The following is a 17,921-nucleotide window of genomic DNA, read 5'->3' on the forward strand; positions in this document are numbered from 1 at the left end:
AAAGAAGGAAACAGCAATGGCTGATGAAAAACTGTTCTCTGGCATCAAAGCTGGTGCAATCGAGCTGAAAAACCGCGTTGTCATGGCGCCATTGACCCGCAACCGGGCAAGAGCCGACGATGACAGTGTCCATGAATTGCAGGCCAAGTACTACGCCCAGCGGGCGGGTGCAGGTCTGATCATCACGGAGGCTTCGCAAATCTCGCCCCAAGGAAAGGGCTATGCCTGGACGCCCGGCATTTATTCCGAAGCGCAGATCGACGGCTGGAAAAAAGTGACTGAGGCCGTCCATGCCAAGGACGGGAAGATTGTAATCCAGCTTTGGCATGTGGGCCGGATTTCGCATTACAGCTTGCAGCAGGATGGTGGCGCCCCTGTTGCACCATCCGCAATTGGAGCTAAGGCCAAGACGTTTGATGGTGAGCAGTTTGTTGAAACATCTGAACCGCGGGCTCTGGCCATCGAAGAAATTGCGAACATTGTTTCCGACTACCGGAGGGCCGCGGAAAACGCCAAAGAGGCTGGTTTCGACGGTGTCGAGGTCCACGCAGCCAATGGATATCTGATCGATCAGTTCCTGCGGGACGAGTCCAACAGGCGTGAAGACGAATACGGCGGTCCTGTCGAGAACAGAGCGCGATTCCTGAAGGAAGTCATGGACGTGGTTGTCGACGTGTGGGGCGCCGACCGCGTTGGTGTTCGCCTCAGCCCGTTCTCGGACGCCAACAACATCTCCGACAGCGACCCGCAGGCGACGTTCTCCCATGCGATCAAATTGTTGAATAGCTATGGGTTGGCCTATCTCCATCTCGTGGAAGGACAGACCGGCGGCCCGCGCGATATTCCTGAAGGTGGCGATCTGAAGGCGCTCTATGAATTGTTTGACGGTGCGAAAATGGGCAACAACGCTTATGATCGCGAAATGGCGATTGAATCGGTTGAGACCGGTGCCGTCGATCTGGTGGCTTTTGGCCGACCGTTCATTTCCAACCCGGATCTTGTCAGTCGGCTGGAAAAAGACGCCGCGCTGAATGAGCTGGATGCAACTACCCTCTACGGCGGTAACGAAAAAGGATACACCGACTACCCAGCACTAGAAGAGGAAGCGGTTGCCGCAGAGTGATGCATCACTCTTAACTCCTTGGTAACAGGCAATACCAAATAGAGTGAGCGCGCCGGTTTGGACGCGCTCACTTCGCCGGTACGGCAATACCCTTTCTTGAAGCGGGGTTCTGTCACAAGTCTACGAATGGACTGCTGCCCTCCGATTGCGGTGATTAAGATAGGCTTTTGAGTTTATCATCAGCGTCTCTTTGAGTTGGCGAAATCCAGATTTCAGCAGATACCACGTCCGAGAAAACGAGTTGCGTGAGCCGACGTGATAGATTTTGGACTTATCTGCCGCGCAGAGTTGGTTCTTCGTATTTGCTGCTGGTCAGGTAACGTTAGGTTGGGAGTACGATATGGAATTACCAACACTGACGTACGAAATGATAGCCGTACTGAGTCTTTTGTCTTTTACGGTCTTACTTTTTGTTACCGAGATTATACGGATCGATGTTTCAGCAATTCTTGTAATGGTACTGCTTGGCGCACTGAGCTATCTACCGGGGCTAGGTAATCTAGCCGATATATCCAAGCTCTTTGAAGGTTTCTCCTCCAACGCTGTGATGTCCATCATCGCAGTGATGGTAATTGGGGCTGGGCTTGATAAGACTGGACTTATGTCAAAGGTCGCGGCCTTGATCCTCAAGAATGGTGGCACGACAGAGGCCCGGATAATCCCCATAATTTCAACAACGGTTGGTGTCATCAGCTCTTTCATGCAGAACGTCGGAGCTGCCGCGCTTTTTCTGCCTGTTGTTAGCCGCATCTCAGCACGTACGGAAATCCCGATGAGTAGGTTGCTGATGCCCATGGGGTTTTGCGCGATTCTGGGTGGTACGATCACATTGGTCGGGTCGTCGCCCCTCATCCTGTTGAATGACTTGATCGTTTCGGCAAATTCATCCCTTCCGGCTGACCAACAAATGGAGACATTTGGGTTGTTTTCAGTCACGCCTATCGGTGTGATGCTGGTGCTGACAGGGGTTCTTTACTTTGTGCTCTTTGGTCGTTGGGTCCTTCCAGCGCAGCGAGAACGTGGAGAAGACGCAAGCTCAGCTCGGTCCATGCAGACCTATGTAGAAAACACCTATGGGCTTAGGGCCGATATGTTCGAGATTCGTGTTCCAGAAGGCTCGATCTTGATTGGACAAACGCTCGCGGATGTCATGGTCGCCCATAATATTTACATTCTTGGTACATCCTATCGCGGCCACAAGGTCATCGCGCCGATGGCTGATACAAAGATCGAAGCCCCGGCGCGGCTCGCAGTGCTCGGCCTACGTCGGGTGGTTGAGCATCAGTTCGCTGAGCCTTACGGCTTAGAGATACTACCCCAACTAGACGTCTTTGCAGATGATTTCGCCGCGACTCAATCAGGGGTGGCAGAGGTTGTTATTCCTCCCGGTTCTTCAGTGATCGGCCAGACTCCGATTGATTTGCGTCTCCGTCAAACACATGGGTTGTCTTTGTTAGCCATTCAGCGTGGCGAAGAAACACTGAGCCACGTTGAAACCGAGGATCATGCAGCCACGCATATCGGGCAAGTTCCTTTGCAAGCCGGCGACACATGTGTGGTGCACGTGCAGTGGGATCGTCTGACACGACTGAAGTCAGACAGGGATTTCGTCGTTGTAACCTCGGACTTTCCCCAAGAAGAGTTGCGGCCACACAAGGTCGGATGGGCGCTCGCCTTCTTCCTAATAGCGTTGAGCTTAATTTTGTTCTCTGATCTGCGCTTGTCATTGTGCCTGTTGATCGGCGCTATTGGGATGGTTTTGAGCCGGGTGCTCTCGATTGATGAAGCCTACGAGTCGATCAGTTGGAGCACAGTTTTTCTGCTCGCTTCGCTGATCCCGTTGGGCCAGGCGGTTCAGAACACCGGCACTGCGGATTGGATTGCAGCGCATGTGTTGGCCCTCCTTAAAGGGTGGCCGCTCTGGTCTTTGCAAGCAGGAATCGCCGTTTTGGCAACGGCGTTCACGCTGGTCATGTCAAACGTAGGTGCAACTGTTCTGCTGGTGCCGCTGGCGGTTTCTATTGCCGTATCGGCGGGTGGTAACCCGGCTGTGTTTGCTCTCACCGTGGCAATTTCAACGTCCAACTCATTTTTGATCCCAACACACCAGGTGAACGCGTTGATCATGGGCCCGGCAGGCTACCGGGTGGTCGATTTCGTTCGCTCGGGTGGAATCATGACTCTACTTTTCTTAGTTGTCTCAATGACCGGACTTGCGCTCTTCTTCTGATGCGCTTCTTGGCGATCCGCATTGCTGAACTCTGCTTCAGCTCAAAAGAACTGGCAAGATGAGGCCTTTGAGACCAATCCTTTTGTCGGAGCAGCAGATCCGAGATCTATACAAATGGAACTTCGCTGCGAGCAAGAGAAGAAGGGCGGCGAACAAATGCAAACCTGACGCCGACATACCCTGGTACTGGACCGTTTTTGTTTTATCGATCACTGTTGCTTGGCCAATACCGTCGGCATATTGGAGTGTTCACAATGAAGTTCCTTCGAACACCTGACCATCGGTTTGACGGGTTGCCAGATTTCGCATTCGGCCCGAACTATCTTGATGTGGATGATACCGAAGGCGGTCGACTCCGACTGCACTATTTGGATGAGGGTCCGGCACAGGCACCGCCTGTATTGTTGATGCATGGAGAGCCCACCTGGTGTTTCCTGTATCGGCACATGATCCCATTATTCAAAGATGCGGGCCACCGAGTTCTGGCGCCTGATTTGATTGGGTTCGGACGGTCGGACAAGCCAGCTGAGCGGTTCGATTACACCTACCAACGCCATGTAGACTGGATGTCCGAGTGGTTGCGGAAAGTTGACCTAACGAGCATCACATTGGTTTGCCAAGACTGGGGCGGACTCATAGGCTTGCGGCTAGTTGCGAGTATGCCCGAGCGGTTCTATCGGGTAGTTGTGGCAAACACGGCCTTGCCCACCGGTGACACTCCCTTGGGCGAGGCATTTCTTTCTTGGCGGGAATACTCGCAATCCGTTCCTGAATTTAATTCGGGACGCATCGTATTCGGCGGCACAACATCCAAGATTTCCGATGAAGAGGTCGCAGCCTACAACGCACCGTTCCCGGATGCGCGCTATCTGGCAGGCGCTCGACAGTTTCCAATGTTGGTGCCCGACAAACCCGACAACCCAGCTTCAGAAGCCAACCGAGCCGCATGGAAAACCCTAAAGACCCTCAACACTCCGTTTCTGACCGTTTTTGGAGAAGATGACAGGGTCATGGCGGGAGTAGACAAAGTGTTCCAAAAGTCGATCCCTGGGGCAGTTGGTCAAAACCATACCGTTGTGCCTAAAGCCGGGCATTTCATTCAAGAAGATGCTGGCAGAGAGCTAGCACAGGCGACTTTGAAATTCATTAAGCAAACCTAGCTGGTATCAGTCTAGTTTCTTCCCCTGTTGCCTCAATTCACACCAAATTTGCGACGCAAGTGCTCGGCCAAGGCCGTTATGCGACGTGGTTGGGCTCGGCTAGGCGGAAACATCATTTGCAAAGGTTTCGGCGGTGGGAGGAAGTCGCGCAAGACAGAAACAAGTCTGCCAGATCGAACATCTTCGCCTACATCCAGTTCTGACTTCAATACGACCCCATGGCCTGCAATCGCCCAATCGCGGATGAGTGAACCATCATTGACTATTCGATTTCCCTTTACCGATACGCGCTGGGCATTTGGCCCTGATCCAAACTCCCAAACGTTGTCGATCATGTCGCCAAACCTCATGACCAAGCAGTTGTGGATTAATAGATCTTCTGGTTTTTCGGGCGTTCCGAATGAGGCCAGATAACTTGGGGACGCACATACGAAACGTTGGTAGCTTCCTAGATTTCGCAACCTGAGCGAGCTGTCTGTGATGTTGCCAAAGCGAACGGCGAGGTCGAAACCCTGGCCCACAAGGTCGACATAGCCGTCCGAGAGGGACAGTTCGATTGAGACGGCTGGGTTCTCTTCGGTGAATTCGGCAATAACCTTGGAAACAATGCTCCGTCCCAAGTCAATCGGCGCGCTTATGCGAATTGGACCAGACAGAGTTTCGGCACCGTGCCGAACAAGTGTATCCAGGTCCGCAACCTCACTGAGTATGCTTCTTGCTCCGTTAGCTAGTGTCCGGCCTTCTTCGGTCAGGCTAATGGAACGGGTGGTGCGGTTGAACAAAACCACTCCGTAATGTGCCTCGAGAGCCGCGAGCCGCTCGGACACTGTCGTGCTCGACATCCCTGTGTCGCGCGCCGCGGCCACAAGACTGCCTTTCTCGGCTATGGTCAGAAACAAGCGAAGATTGTCTAAATGCATTAAACGGTATTTCCGGATTATATGTTCGATTATACTCCGTTTATCCCGAAAAGACTGCGGCGTAAATCTAACGCATCGCGCAAATACACAAGGGACCTATTCCAATGGCCAAGTTGACAATCGTCGCCAACATCAAAGCTAACCCCGACAAGACTGACCTCGTAAAGGCCGAGCTGATCAAGCTCATCGACATAACCCGTGCCGAAGAAGGTTGCATTAACTATGACCTGCACCAGGACAACGACAACCCGGCTCATTTCGTGTTCTACGAAAACTGGCAAAGCCGAGAGCTTTGGCAAACCCACATGGGTGCTCAGCACCTTGCGGCTTACCTGGAAGCAACAGAGGGCGCCGTTGCAGAATTCACGTTGAATGAGATGACAGTCATCGGTTGATTGAGAACCGGACAAAGGAGCACGTTATGAAAGCCGTGGGATACCTTGAGACAGGGTCGATTGATCGGGCGGACGCCTTAATCGACTTTGAGGCCGACAAACCGACGCCGAAAGAGCACGACTTGTTGGTGAAGGTGCAGGCCGTGTCAGTGAACCCAGTTGATACGAAAATTCGTCAAAAACGTGCTCCTGTAGGTCCAATACCTGATATTCTGGGGTGGGACGCAGTAGGGATCGTCGAAGCAGTTGGTGAAACGGTTGAGACTTTCAGTCCGGGAGATACAGTTTGGTACGCCGGGGCAATAAACAGATCGGGGACCAATGCTGAGTTTCATCTGGTAGATGAACGTATCGTCGGGTCAGCGCCAAAGTCCATATCTGCAAAAGCAGCTGCGGCGATGCCGCTAACGACACTTACTGCCTTTGAGATGCTGTTCGACCGCTTGCGAGTTCAAGATGCCGTTTCCGGCGGGACCAATACGTTGTTGGTTATTGGTGGCGCAGGCGGTGTCGGGTCGATCACCATTCAATTGGCCCGGGCTCTTACTGAATTGACAGTGATAGCGACGGCGTCCCGACCCGAGACACAAGACTGGGTTCGAGAGCTGGGTGCACACCATGTCATCAACCATGCGGAACCTTTTGGCTCACAACTCGAGGCTCTCGGTATCGACAGCGTGGATTTCATTTATTCGACAAACCATTCCCAGCTTTATGCTTCCCAAGCTGGAGAGGTGATGACACCTCAAGGTCGCTTTGGGTTGATTGATGATCCTGAAACCTTCGACATCGCGCCATTCAAACCTAAATCGATCTCATTGCATTGGGAGTTCATGTACACTCGGTCGCTTTTTGGGACTGGAGATATGAACCGTCAAAGCGAAATCCTGAATCAGGTCGCCGGGTTGATAGATGACGGAAAGATCAGATCCACAGCGACCGATACACTTGGTAGGATCAATGCTACAAACTTAAAGAAAGCGCATACTATCCTTGAAAGCGGCAAGGCCAAAGGAAAGCTCGTGCTTGAGGGTTTTAGATGAGAATTGAGCGGCTGGATCATGTGAATATCGTGACGACTAAGTTGCCTGAGATGGTTACTTGGTATGAAGAGGTCTTGGGTTTAAAACTCGGGGCCCGCCCTGATTTTCCGTTTCCCGGAGCTTGGTTGTATGCGGGTGATCACGCCGTGGTTCACCTTGTGGGTCACGAAGGAACGCCTAATGTCGGCTCCGAAGTGAAGCTCAAGCTCGAGCATTTTGCGCTCTCAGCCACAGGGTTGAGAGCATTCGAAGAAAAACTGATCTCGTGTCAGATCCAGTATCGCAAATCCGAAGTCCCGGGATCCCGAATGATCCAAATCCATGTGGCCGATCCTGATGGAAATCACATTCACATAGACTTTGAAGAAACTGAATAAGTGGCTAACCCGCGAAATAGTCGCAACGCAAAATCAAGCCGGTAACTTCTTGCCGATTAGGGATTGAGGTCCTTGCCGGGTTGCTTCCAAGACTTGCGTGGGCCAACATTTTTTGGGCGGTGCAAATGTCGATTTGGAGATCAGTATGCCGGACCTCAATACAAACAAGAAAAACGTCATCGCTTTCTACGAAATGATGTTCAACGAGTGTCGACCTGCCGAGGCCATAGAGATCTTTGTTGGGGAAACCTATACGCAGCACAACCCGCATGTTGGCGACGGCAAGCAAGCCTTTGTCGAGTACTTCGAGCGTATGGCTGCCGAATACCCGGGAAAGCGTGTGGATATCAAACGTGCCTTTGCTGAAGACGACCACGTTGTTTTGCATTGCCACCAAATCTGGCCCGATGGTCTCGAGTACGCAGGGATCGATATTTTTCGCCTGGATGTCGATGGGAAGGTTGTCGAGCACTGGGACGTTCTTCAGGAGGTTCCGGCAAACAGCGAGAATGAAAACGGCATGTTTTGACTTAACTGTTCTGACAGCGGCGCATGGAACATTGAAAGGTCCTGTCGGCTGAACCACGATAGTCAAAGGGCATAAGTCTGATCCAAGAAAGCCGCCAGAGCGTATTTGTCAGGAACCGTCGAAAGGAGACAAAAATGCTTCCGACCAGAATTATTGCGGTGTGCCTCGTACTTTTCGCAGCTACCTCGCTTCACGCCGGAGTTCAAATTCGCTTCATAGAAGGTGCACCAAAGGACCGTTTTGTTCTGACGAATGTCGGAACGTGCGAAGTAGAAGCCTCAACCCTCAAAATTGACTTGTCGCAATCTACCGGACGCCTGATTTTCGATGTCACCGAAAATGGCGCAGGCGTAGAGGTATTCCAGCCGCTTGAAATCGTTGAGGGTGTTGATGCACTGCGGCAACTTCCTTTGGTGGTGGACGGGCAAAATACAATTGAACTTGAGATCGCCGCCCTCGCGGCTGGGGACAAACTCGCCTTTACCATTGATGTTGATGATACAATCGGGCAACGCGAAATCACCGTAACCGGGTCCGAGATCGAAGGCGCAACAGTGTCATATGCCGACGCAGTTGAGACCAATACTGCAGCCTTCTCTTCCGACGCAGTTGTCAACGTAGCGACCAAGGACTGCTGAAAGCTGCCTTACAATGTCGAACTGGATGGTCCGCATAGCATTTCTTGCCCTCGTGATGGGAGGCGGCATCCTGATCGGGACACTGACTGCACCTGGCGAATGGTATGCTCAGCTTTCTAAACCTGCTTTCAATCCACCAAATTGGATTTTTGGTCCGGTTTGGACGGTGCTTTATGTCTTGATAGCCATGGTTGGTTGGCGCCAGTTCGAAACAGACCGAAGTTCGACCGCAATGAAGCTGTGGTGGGCGCAGATGGGTCTGAACTTTTTGTGGTCCCCAGCCTTTTTCGTACTGCAACTGCCGTGGTTTGCCCTTGTGGTCATTGTCGCGTTGTTGGCCGTAATCTTCATGTTCATCGCTCAGGTCAGGAATTCAGATCAGGTCTCCGCATTGGCCTTCCTGCCTTACTTCGCGTGGGTCGCATTTGCCACGGCGCTGAACCTTTCCATTGCGATACTGAACTGAGAAGGAACAATATGCGTGCCAACTTCATTGGGCTTGTTTCAGGTCTATTTATCATCGGATGCACAATGGCTCAGGCTGATGGAAAAATTACTGAAGACTTCTCCAAGTCTCCGGAGACGCGCTGGGACTACATTGCCGACACCGTTATGGGAGGGGTCTCTTCAGGGCAGGTGCAGTTTCATTCGGAAGGTGATGTTGCATTCGCGCGGTTGACCGGAACCGTGAGTACAGAAAACAACGGCGGCTTCATCCAGTTCCGACGCAAGTTACCTGTTCGACCAGATGAGGGTGTATCAGGCGTCAGGTTAGTGGTGCGGGGCAACGGCGAGCAATACTTCGTTCACCTCAGAACACGTGGCACGGTGCTGCCCTGGCAATACTATCAGGCCGAGTTCGAAACTTCTGACGAATGGACCGAGGTTTCTTTACCTTTGTCAAACTTTAAGGCTTCAGGTGCCCTGTTGCGCTCTATTCCCGTCGCTGACGAAATCACCTCAGTTGGAATTGTCGCCTACGGGCGCGATCACGACGCCCGTGTAGATGTCAGCGAGATTGGTTTTTACTGAAGGTCGCCTGGACGATGGCCCGAAATACGTCAGGGTGTTTCCCATTCGCTGTAGACGCGTGTCCGAGAAGAGCGACACGCGGCCAGATTACTTGTCAACAAACCTAAAGCTGTGACCCAATTGGTAAAATACCTAGGAAACCGGAAACTATGTGATCCCAAGCTGATCCTGTCGGTTCGGATTCATACTCAAGGACGTTGCCATCATCGCCTCTTGTTGTCCATTTAAGCTGACCGGCGTGCTCTAGCGTTACGTTATATGTGTATGCGGGTAGCGCGTCGTCCAAGGCACCCATAGTCCGTGCGGTCAATGCTGGTGAGTCAATCAGAATTCCCATTTCGGTGTTGATGTTGACAGACCGCGGGTCCCAGTTGAACGACCCTACGAACAAGTATCGGTCATCAACTGCAAATGCCTTGGAGTGTAGGCCTGATCGAGATTGAGCCCAGTTAATACCCCGACGTTGGACCTGATAGGCGTCGGGGCGCAGTTCGTAGAGTTCTACCCCACCGCGTAGAAGTGCACGGCGTTTCTTGGCGTAGTGCGCGTAAACGGGTGCGACGTCGTTAGATGCAAGTGAATTGGTCACAACCTTTACGTCGACCCCGCGGTTTTCGAGTTCGGTCAGCCATCTCACACCGTTGTTGCGCGGCACGAAATAGGCGGACACGATGGTCACCTCACTGCTGGCATTCTCAAAGTACGGAAGCAATTGAGATGCCAGGACGGGACCTGAGTTCTCGAGGCCGGCGGCTTTCGAGGGCGGATCAGCATAAAGTTTCGCAGGCAGCCAATCCAGTGACAGGGCTCCATCCGCGAAGTTCTCTTGCGCTGATTTTCTGAGGGCAGCGCCGTATTGCGTTTGCCTCGCTTCCTCGACCAGTTCGTTCAACCGGACTCGTGCATCAGCAAGGTCAAATTCTTGGGGTTCTCCAACGACCACACGAGCCGGAACGGCGAATTCGCTGTTCCAGAATGCGTCAAAGCTTTGCGACACCTCGCGTACAACTGGGCCTGCGGCCAGCACATCCAGATCGGCATAGTTCATTTCTTTCCGCGCCAGAAAATACTCGGCACCGATGTTTCTGCCACCCACTATCGTGAACACGTTGTCCGCCGTCATGGACTTGTTGTGCATTCTGCGGTTGATGCGTTTGAAGTCCGTCAGACCCGCGAACAAAAGGCTCTGATCGCGCCAAAACGGATTGAACAGCCTGATTTCAATATTCTCGTGATTGTCCAATGCGGCTGTCATCGCGTCATAGCTGGACGTATCCATGTCATCCAGCAACAATCGGACACGAACACCCCGATCTGCGGCCTGCAATAGACTGGCTGCAAAGAGGTGACCCGTTGGGTCGTTGTGCAGAAGGTAGTATTGCGCGTCTATCGTTCGCTCGGCCGCAGCCGCCAACAACAGCCTTGAGACGAGCGCTTCTTCGCCATCACTGATTAGCTTGACGCCTGACCGACCGTCTTTGGGATTCCCAAGGCGATTGGCCGCCAGGCCCAGAGCTGTGCCTGAAGTCGCTGGCAGCGAAACCGATACCGTCTTTTCATATGTGCGGGTTTTTGGAGCGCAAGCTACAAGAGCCAGCGCGCAACAAACACAAACTAGGAACTTCCATTGCGCCATATGCTTCCTCCAACCCTATGCCTTAGGTGACTACGCCGGAGCACGCGATTGCAAGTTTGTTCTATGTAGCCTGAGGTTGTTTCGTTTTTGGTGTTGATTTCGCACATCCTACTTTGTCGATTGGCGACTGTGACGGTGCGCTAGTTCGAGCGAACTCTGGCAGTTCCCCAATAGGCGGGAATTTAACCAACCACTCGTGGTATTTGATGGTGACGCGTGGATTGCAATATTTGACGACATGCCCATCTTGCCTCGAGGATCGCCGTCGCTGCTCCTAGGCGCAGATAGCATGGTGTTCTGATCGTTTGAGGTCGTGCTTTGGGCGGCGCTGGTTCTACTTAGTCCCGTTCGCTGTCCAAAGCTTCGCGTATGAGCGTCAGATTAGGCAGCGTTTCATGAAACGGCTCAAGCCCGAGTTCGTACAAAACAGGATCCAGGGCTTCCGACATCCGCTCCATACAAGCTTTCAAAAACTCCGCGCCTCGCGGCGTCGACCGGGCAATTTTTGAACGCTTGTCATTGGGGTTGGCTTCAAGGGTAATTAAGGCATGACTTTCAAGACTGGAGAGCATGTGCGTCATCGACGTCTTGGGCACTTGAAAAGCGTTCGATAGCTGTAGTGGCGTCTCTCCCTCGGGGCGCCGGACCAGGTGGCCCAATATGCCAAATTGGGTTGCGGTCATTCTGCCAGGTAAGAACGCTTCTAGCTTGGTCGAGATCAACTGATTGATGATCCCGACCTCGGTGAAGAACCGGTAGACTTCGTTGGTCTCATGTTCAGGCTTCATTCAGAATTCGTGTCTCCAGCGGCCAGCGGGGTGTGGCAATTGGTTCGGGCCCATACCCCAAACGCAGCAACATTTGCACTGTGTGCCCTGTTGGCGCAAGAAGCTCATGCGCCAGAGCGTATTCATCGGCCATCTCGGGATATTCCTGAAGTGCCTGACTGACCGGATGAACGCCCAGGCCCATTTCGGTTGTCTTCAGGTAAAAACGCATCAATCGACGCCCGGTATCGAGTTGATCGCTTCGCGTGTTTGTAGCCGTCGTGATGACCGCGTATTGCGGCGTCGCGTCTAGCATGGCGAAGTAGCCTCGCATGTGTGACTGAGTGCCTGGGTGGTCAACGTTCATCAGGGTCTCATTGTCCAACAGACCTGCTAGTCGCAGTGTTTCCAGCATGGGATCACGCAGTTCAATCCCGTCAGGGTTGGCGTTGATTTCTGCTTTCCCGATCCGCATGAGGTCGACGGATTCTTTCAGCGTCTGCGGTGTACGCATCTCGATTTCAAATGCGCGTTTCGTGAGGTCTCGAATACGGGCCACTAGACTCTCATCGGAAATCAGAGTGGCGTAGTTTTCAAGGACTGACATTTCCGCCTCGGACAGTCGCTGTTCAGTGTACGGTTCTTTGTTAGAATGCCGTTTGAGGATTTGATCTGATAGTGGATCGGATGTTCCGCCTGGCACAAATACTGCTTCTGCGATGGGTCCGTCATCCCCATCTGGCAGTAACTTGACCTCGGTATCGAACCCGAAAGCACTTGCCGCCAGTACCATCGTCTCAACAAATGCCCCGAGGCCAATATAGAGCTGTCGGTGGTAAGGATCGGTTTCCGGAAGCTCGCGATCAGGATCACGGTGGATGCGCACCTTGTCTCGTCCAACCAACTCGACCAGCCAAGGTTGCAAGTTGTGCGGATTGGGGGCGAGAATTGCATAGGACAAAGCAACTTTGCGTGGGTCGTCATACGGTTTTGGCGTCCACGGAGCCAGCGCGTCATGCGGCGTGCGTGTAGCGAGAAACGCAACCGCACCGGTTGCCGCCAGTATTGTGCCTCCGCCTAGAATCTTGAGAAAACGTCTTCGGTTTGGCATCTTGACTCTCCAATAGTGCGATATCGTACTAATTTACTACGAATTCGTACCACATCAACCCTAAACGATGCAGTGATTGGTTGAGTGATTTGAAAAAAGAGAATCAGAACAGCCGGACGCAACCGTGGACTGCCGTGGGCGACAAGAATTCGGAGCGCCTTTGATGTCGAAAATTGGCAGTTATTTTAGCTGATTAACGACCGGACACGAGAAGATCAGAGGCTGTTGAGTCGATGCTTTTCGAGTATCCCGCAAAGCATAGCCTGCGCTTGCAGCCTGTGTTCTCGATGACGTTCGCGGGCGGCATCTGGACGACCTTCACTAATCGCTTGAAAAACATCCCGGTGATCTTCATTGGATTTGACGGGCAGGGGCCTGATGAACAACGTCGTTGCGCGCGCGCGACGCACCTGGTCGCTCATCATGGCGACAATCGCTTCGACCCGTTTGTTGCCGCCCAACCGAACGAGCTCCTGATGAAACAACTCGTCGGCCTCGGCCCAGGCTTCAAGGTCTCCGGCTTCGATGGCTTGGTCCATCTTTGCAATTGATCCAGCAAGTACCGCCAGTTCATCTTCGGAATAACCCGCTTCGGCAGCGCGCTGCGCTGCGAGGCTCTCGAGTTCCGTCAGTATGTCGTAAATTTCACGCATATCATCTGATGAAACAGGTAGTATCCGCACGCCCTTGCGGGGCCGCATTTCCAGCAACCCTTTACTTTCCAACATCAACGCAGCTTCCCGTATCGGGGTGCGGGACATGCCCAGAGTTTCGGCGAGTTCCGACTCCAGATGGTCAGTCCCGGCGGCAAGTTCGCCGGACAGGATCATCTGCCGCAAGTCCCTTACAGCGCGCTGCGTATTGGAAAGAGTTTTTGCGTCCTGATCCTTCACGGCGTCTCCAGGTTGATTTTTCGTCCCTCCGCAGCCGAAAGATAGATCTTCTCTTCAATGCGGATCACGTCCAGATAATCTCGGGCCGAGTTCTCTAATGGCATGCCCCGTAGAAGGCCTGAAACGACGTGACTTTGCAAGGCGTGGACGCAATCTCCGCCAAATCCATCATGATCGCTCGGAGGTAGAATTTGCTGTCGCTCCTGTTTTCCAAATGCGCGGAGTTCTACTGACCCGTCGCCGTTAAGAACCAGTGATCCATCTGTTCCTTCGACGAGAGCTTCGCCCATGGTCTGACGCAGGTTTTCGGCGCTGTGGTCAAGGCACCTGTTCCCATCGAACAGAGCTTTCAAACCGTTGGGGTGGTCAAACAGGATGTAACCTGCATCCTCGCCCGCGATAACGGGGTTAACTTGACGCAAGTCCGCATAAACTGCGCTGGGCGCATCGAATAAAAATCGGAATGTGTCTACCCAGTGAACCGCTGTTTCATGAACGAGGAAACGTGGCATATCCTGAAAGTACGGCTGCCGGTCTAGGTAGGCGCTTGGTCCCTGTCCGTCACCGGGTCGAAGTCGGAAAGTCGCTTGTAGAGGTGTTCCAATTCGACCCTCGGTCATCGCTACCTTGATCGCACGATACCAGGGCTGAAAGCGAAAATTCTCATGCACGACAATAGTTGCGCCTAATGCTTCAGCCTCGGAAACGATCTTCTTAGCTTCATCCAATGACATGCAGAAAGGTTTTTGGCAGATCAGCCACTTGATACCAAACCGCAGTGCCGTTCGGATGGCGGCGGCCTGCGCCACAGGTGGAAGGATGATGTCCACGAGATCCGGTTCTTCCGCCTCCAGCATTTTTGACAAATCGTCGTAAGCGGCCAGTCCTGTTTCCTTCGCCTTGTTGATATCACGGTTGCAGGATGCAATCGGAACCGCTCCGGGCATTCGGGACCAGCTTTCGTAGTGGAACCTGCTGAAGTACCCCGCACCCACACACGCGACCCTGATGGCTTGTTTAGTATTCATGCCCGCAATGCTTCCAATACCGATGAGGCCGCGTCCTGCGTTCCGGCGGTGCCACCTAGGTCACGCGTCAGTTTTTGCCCGTTCGCAGTCACCTTTTCCACGGCTTCGCTCAACCGTTTGCCGTCGTTGGACAGGTCTGGATGATCATGGGTCAACCCCAACCATTCAAGCATCATTGCTGCGGACAGGATCATCGCAAAAGGATTGGCAATACCCCGTCCCGCAATGTCCGGAGCGGAACCATGGCAGGGTTGGAATACAGCGTGCTTCAACCCGATATCCGCTGACGGAGCCAGTCCAAGACCACCCATGAGACCCGCGCCAAGGTCGGAGAGGATGTCTCCGAACATGTTCTCAGTCACCAATACATCGAATTCCCAAGGCTTTTGAACCATCCATAGAGCGGTGGCATCAACATAGGCATGGTCTGCCTGCAATTCGGGATGGTGTGCAGCTTCTGCATCAAACATCGATCTGAAGAACGCAAAGGCGCGGAACACATTAGCTTTGTCGACACATGTAACTCGACCCCGACCGCGCCCGGTTCTTTTGCGGTTCTGGGCGAGTTCAAACGCGAAACGGAACAGTTTTTCGGACACCTCACGAGTGATCAGCAGAGTTTCACGTGCTTCGTGTTCGTTAACTTCGCCAGTGCCTTGGGTGAAGAACAGTCCTTCTGTGCTCTCGCGTATCAAGACAAAGTCGATCTCTTTTCCGGTGGGCAGCGCCAAGGGGGTCATTTGTCCGCTGCTTACCTTTACTGGCCGTACACCAGCGAAAAGTCCCAGTTGCTTTCGCAGATCAATCTGCGGTGAAATCTCGGTTCCGTCAGGGTAGCGAACATCCGGCAAACCCATTGCAGATAGCAGAATCGCGTCGGCGTTGCGTGCAGTTTCGAGTGACCCAGCCGGAAACGATTCTCCAGTTTTGGCGTAGTGGCCTGCGCCCGCCGGAGCGTCTGTAAACACCAGTTCGTATGAAGGACTGCCGCGCGAAAGCTGGTGCAGTATTTCAAGCGTAGGGGCCATAATTTCAGGGCCGATCCCGTCCCCGTGGAACACTGCCACATCATAACTTTTCTTCATCTTAGCCCGCATCCTTCCCGTTTCGCATTCATAGCGCGATAGCAGCTTTCACTACAGTCCGTTGACAACGCATTCTTTAATGTATACGCAAATAAATGCAATAATAAACGCAAAGTTGTTTGGGAGGACTTGGAAATGAAACAAAAGCTAGGGCGGTTGGCGGCCGCAGCCGTGATGGCGACCGGGATTGCAGGGGCAGCTGTTGCGCAGGATTATCCCTATCGTGATATCACCACAGCTGTGGTCTGGGGGGCCGGAGGAGGTACGGATACGATCAACCGAATGATCATGGCCGAGATGGAAAAACACCTTCCAGTCTCGATCAATGTGATCAATCAAACAGGTGGTGTCGCAGGCTCCAACGGTATGGTCTACGTCATGAATCAACCAGACGATGGCTACACATTGGTTGGTCTGTCAGAGTCCAACGTCACCGCTGCTGTGCAGGGTGGTTGGGATAAGAAATTTGACTTTTGGTATCCGTTCATTGTTGGCGGATCACCTGATCTGATCTCGGTTCCAGCAGATAGCCCTTACAACACGCTGGAAGAGCTGGTCGACGCCGCAAAAGCTGCTCCTGGGACCATTCCAGCGGCGGCTTCCGGCGCAGGTTCGATCCACCACTTGAACCTTCTGGCTATCGAAAAAGGGTCCAGTGCAGAATTCAAGTTTGTTCCATACAAAGGTTCAGCGCCCGGGCAGGAGGCAGCAATAGCAGGTGAAGTCGCGTTGGTTGTGACTTCTCTAGCTGAACAGGCCCCGTTGATCGAAGGCGGTCAACTTAAACCGCTTGCGATGTTGACACCCGAAGATGCGCAGATTGCAGGGGCAACAGTGCCTTCTGCCTTTGGCATCTATGACGGTCTCGATCAGTATTTGCCACTCAAGCAGGCCATCGGGTTTGCAGTTCACAGTTCAGCGGGGGACGACGTAAAGGCCGCGCTTGGTGATGCCTTCGAGCAAGCGATTGCCTCCGACACCGTCGCTGAATGGGCCTCTGCAAACAATTATGATGTCGGTGGTCAACACGGCGAAGAAGCTCAAGAGCTGTTTGCGAACCTCGAAGCTACCTTTGCCTACACCTTACAAGATTTGGGTGCCGCAACCGTCGATCCGGCGTCGCTGGGTATCGAGAAGCCATAATCCGATCACATTTGAAAGGGCGCGCATAATCGCGCCCTTTCCGACAAGAGGCAGGCAATGGACAAACCTGACGATACACTGATCATGCGGGCGCGCGATTTCTGGGCCTCGATTGGTCTGATAGCAATTTCCACCTTTTTCCTTTGGAAGACGTCGGACATCCCCCTTTGGGGTGAAAACCGCGCAGGTGTCAGTGGGTCGGACTGGTACAACTCGGCTGCAATTGTACCGCTGTTCATCTTCGGTGGATTGCTTGTGTTGTCCTTCGTCTTGCTAGCTATTTCGATCCGCTCAGGTGGAGCCCAAAACGCGCTCAGTGCTTTGGGGATCGGATGGGATAGGTCGGAAGCCTATCGAGCATCAACAATCGGCCTGATCCTTCTTGCATATGTCGTGGGACTGGTCCCCAGAGTGGACTTCATTCTGTGTTCTGGGTTGCTGATTACAGCTTTGACCTACGGGTACTACGGCGGCCATTCTCAGCGTGCTTTGGTGGCCTGTATCGCAGTTGTCGCTGCCGGTTTGTTTGCATTCATCTTCTTTCCTGCACAGGTGGTTTGGAATGCACATGGTGATGATTGGTTTACACTGGCCTTGTGGGTCGCGTTAACACTAGTGGTGTTGACCAAAGCGGCTTCTGAACGCGTTTTGCGGTTCGTTCCATTGGTGGCAATACTTGCCCCGCTCATCCTCGTTTGTGCGATGGCCTTTGTTTTCCGGCAGAACGTGCCCGCGCGCGGCGGGCTGATCTTCAAGCAAATCGAATACCACTACTACGTGACGCTTCGTCCGCTATGGAAAGACTGACCGG

19 protein-coding genes are annotated in these 17,921 nt (G+C 53.1%); 12 read left to right on the forward strand and 7 right to left on the reverse strand.

The window, feature by feature from the left end; all coding sequences use genetic code 11:
• The first annotated feature begins 16 nt into the window (after positions 1 to 16).
• The 3 genes from ACR0AL_RS14760 (at position 17) to ACR0AL_RS14770 (ending at position 4,513) form a co-directional block, all read left to right on the forward strand.
• Positions 17 to 1,123, forward strand: a complete 1,107-nt coding sequence (locus ACR0AL_RS14760; protein WP_480663592.1) for an alkene reductase — start codon at positions 17 to 19, stop codon at positions 1,121 to 1,123.
• Positions 1,124 to 1,463: 340 nt separating this feature from the next.
• Positions 1,464 to 3,353, forward strand: a complete 1,890-nt coding sequence (locus tag ACR0AL_RS14765) for an SLC13 family permease (protein WP_170352046.1) — start codon at positions 1,464 to 1,466, stop codon at positions 3,351 to 3,353.
• A gap of 254 nt (positions 3,354 to 3,607) precedes the next feature.
• The gene (locus ACR0AL_RS14770; protein ID WP_170352045.1) at positions 3,608 to 4,513 is read left to right on the forward strand and encodes a haloalkane dehalogenase; all 906 of its coding nucleotides are present in this window, start codon (positions 3,608 to 3,610) and stop codon (positions 4,511 to 4,513) included.
• 32 nt (positions 4,514 to 4,545) lie between these two features.
• Here ACR0AL_RS14770 and ACR0AL_RS14775 read toward each other — a convergent pair whose 3' ends face one another.
• Entirely contained in the window at positions 4,546 to 5,433 is an 888-nt protein-coding gene (locus tag ACR0AL_RS14775; protein ID WP_170352044.1) for a LysR family transcriptional regulator, read from the reverse strand.
• Between the two features lie 104 nt (positions 5,434 to 5,537).
• On the opposite strand from ACR0AL_RS14775, the gene ACR0AL_RS14780 reads away from it, so the two are divergent.
• From ACR0AL_RS14780 to ACR0AL_RS14810, 7 genes are all read left to right on the forward strand, one after another.
• Positions 5,538 to 5,828: a putative quinol monooxygenase gene (locus tag ACR0AL_RS14780; RefSeq protein WP_170352043.1), complete on the forward strand. Its 291-nt coding sequence runs from the start codon at positions 5,538 to 5,540 to the stop codon at positions 5,826 to 5,828.
• Between the two features lie 26 nt (positions 5,829 to 5,854).
• On the forward strand, positions 5,855 to 6,871 hold the full coding sequence (locus ACR0AL_RS14785) for a zinc-binding alcohol dehydrogenase family protein (protein ID WP_170352042.1): 1,017 nt from the start codon (positions 5,855 to 5,857) through the stop codon (positions 6,869 to 6,871).
• On the forward strand, positions 6,868 to 7,248 hold the full coding sequence (locus ACR0AL_RS14790; RefSeq protein WP_170352041.1) for a VOC family protein: 381 nt from the start codon (positions 6,868 to 6,870) through the stop codon (positions 7,246 to 7,248). The genes ACR0AL_RS14785 and ACR0AL_RS14790 overlap by 4 nt, the downstream gene beginning before the upstream one ends.
• A 145-nt stretch (positions 7,249 to 7,393) precedes the next feature.
• On the forward strand, positions 7,394 to 7,777 hold the full coding sequence (locus ACR0AL_RS14795; RefSeq protein ID WP_480663594.1) for a nuclear transport factor 2 family protein: 384 nt from the start codon (positions 7,394 to 7,396) through the stop codon (positions 7,775 to 7,777).
• Between the two features lie 134 nt (positions 7,778 to 7,911).
• Complete coding sequence (locus ACR0AL_RS14800; RefSeq protein ID WP_480663596.1) at positions 7,912 to 8,415, forward strand: aggregation factor core; 504 nt, start codon at positions 7,912 to 7,914, stop codon at positions 8,413 to 8,415.
• A 13-nt stretch (positions 8,416 to 8,428) separates the two neighbouring features.
• Positions 8,429 to 8,881: a TspO/MBR family protein gene (locus ACR0AL_RS14805; RefSeq protein ID WP_480663598.1), complete on the forward strand. Its 453-nt coding sequence runs from the start codon at positions 8,429 to 8,431 to the stop codon at positions 8,879 to 8,881.
• A 65-nt stretch (positions 8,882 to 8,946) separates the two neighbouring features.
• Positions 8,947 to 9,447, forward strand: coding sequence for a CIA30 family protein (locus ACR0AL_RS14810; protein ID WP_480649295.1), 501 nt, complete (start codon positions 8,947 to 8,949; stop codon positions 9,445 to 9,447).
• 103 nt (positions 9,448 to 9,550) lie between these two features.
• Here ACR0AL_RS14810 and ACR0AL_RS14815 read toward each other — a convergent pair whose 3' ends face one another.
• From ACR0AL_RS14815 to ACR0AL_RS14840, 6 genes are all read right to left on the reverse strand, one after another.
• The gene (locus tag ACR0AL_RS14815) at positions 9,551 to 11,083 is read right to left on the reverse strand and encodes a phospholipase D family protein (protein ID WP_480663600.1); all 1,533 of its coding nucleotides are present in this window, start codon (positions 11,081 to 11,083) and stop codon (positions 9,551 to 9,553) included.
• 338 nt (positions 11,084 to 11,421) lie between these two features.
• Positions 11,422 to 11,871: a MarR family winged helix-turn-helix transcriptional regulator gene (locus tag ACR0AL_RS14820; RefSeq protein WP_480663602.1), complete on the reverse strand. Its 450-nt coding sequence runs from the start codon at positions 11,869 to 11,871 to the stop codon at positions 11,422 to 11,424.
• A complete protein-coding gene (locus ACR0AL_RS14825; protein WP_170552531.1) occupies positions 11,861 to 12,961 on the reverse strand; it encodes an Acg family FMN-binding oxidoreductase in 1,101 nt (366 codons plus the stop codon). Before ACR0AL_RS14825 ends, ACR0AL_RS14820 begins: the two co-directional genes overlap by 11 nt.
• 215 nt (positions 12,962 to 13,176) lie before the next feature.
• The gene (locus ACR0AL_RS14830) at positions 13,177 to 13,854 is read right to left on the reverse strand and encodes a GntR family transcriptional regulator (protein ID WP_480663604.1); all 678 of its coding nucleotides are present in this window, start codon (positions 13,852 to 13,854) and stop codon (positions 13,177 to 13,179) included.
• On the reverse strand, positions 13,851 to 14,882 hold the full coding sequence (locus tag ACR0AL_RS14835) for a Gfo/Idh/MocA family protein (protein WP_480663606.1): 1,032 nt from the start codon (positions 14,880 to 14,882) through the stop codon (positions 13,851 to 13,853). Before ACR0AL_RS14835 ends, ACR0AL_RS14830 begins: the two co-directional genes overlap by 4 nt.
• Positions 14,879 to 15,967 (reverse strand): isocitrate/isopropylmalate dehydrogenase family protein, encoded by a 1,089-nt coding sequence (locus ACR0AL_RS14840; protein ID WP_480663608.1) that lies wholly within the window; start codon positions 15,965 to 15,967, stop codon positions 14,879 to 14,881. The genes ACR0AL_RS14835 and ACR0AL_RS14840 overlap by 4 nt, the downstream gene beginning before the upstream one ends.
• A gap of 135 nt (positions 15,968 to 16,102) precedes the next feature.
• On the opposite strand from ACR0AL_RS14840, the gene ACR0AL_RS14845 reads away from it, so the two are divergent.
• Together ACR0AL_RS14845 and ACR0AL_RS14850 are read left to right on the forward strand one after the other, a co-directional pair.
• Complete coding sequence (locus ACR0AL_RS14845; protein ID WP_170361964.1) at positions 16,103 to 17,110, forward strand: Bug family tripartite tricarboxylate transporter substrate binding protein; 1,008 nt, start codon at positions 16,103 to 16,105, stop codon at positions 17,108 to 17,110.
• Between the two features lie 57 nt (positions 17,111 to 17,167).
• Positions 17,168 to 17,917 (forward strand): hypothetical protein, encoded by a 750-nt coding sequence (locus tag ACR0AL_RS14850; protein ID WP_480644830.1) that lies wholly within the window; start codon positions 17,168 to 17,170, stop codon positions 17,915 to 17,917.
• The last annotated feature ends 4 nt before the right edge of the window (positions 17,918 to 17,921 follow it).

Source organism: Ruegeria sp. BB1, from assembly GCF_056539465.1.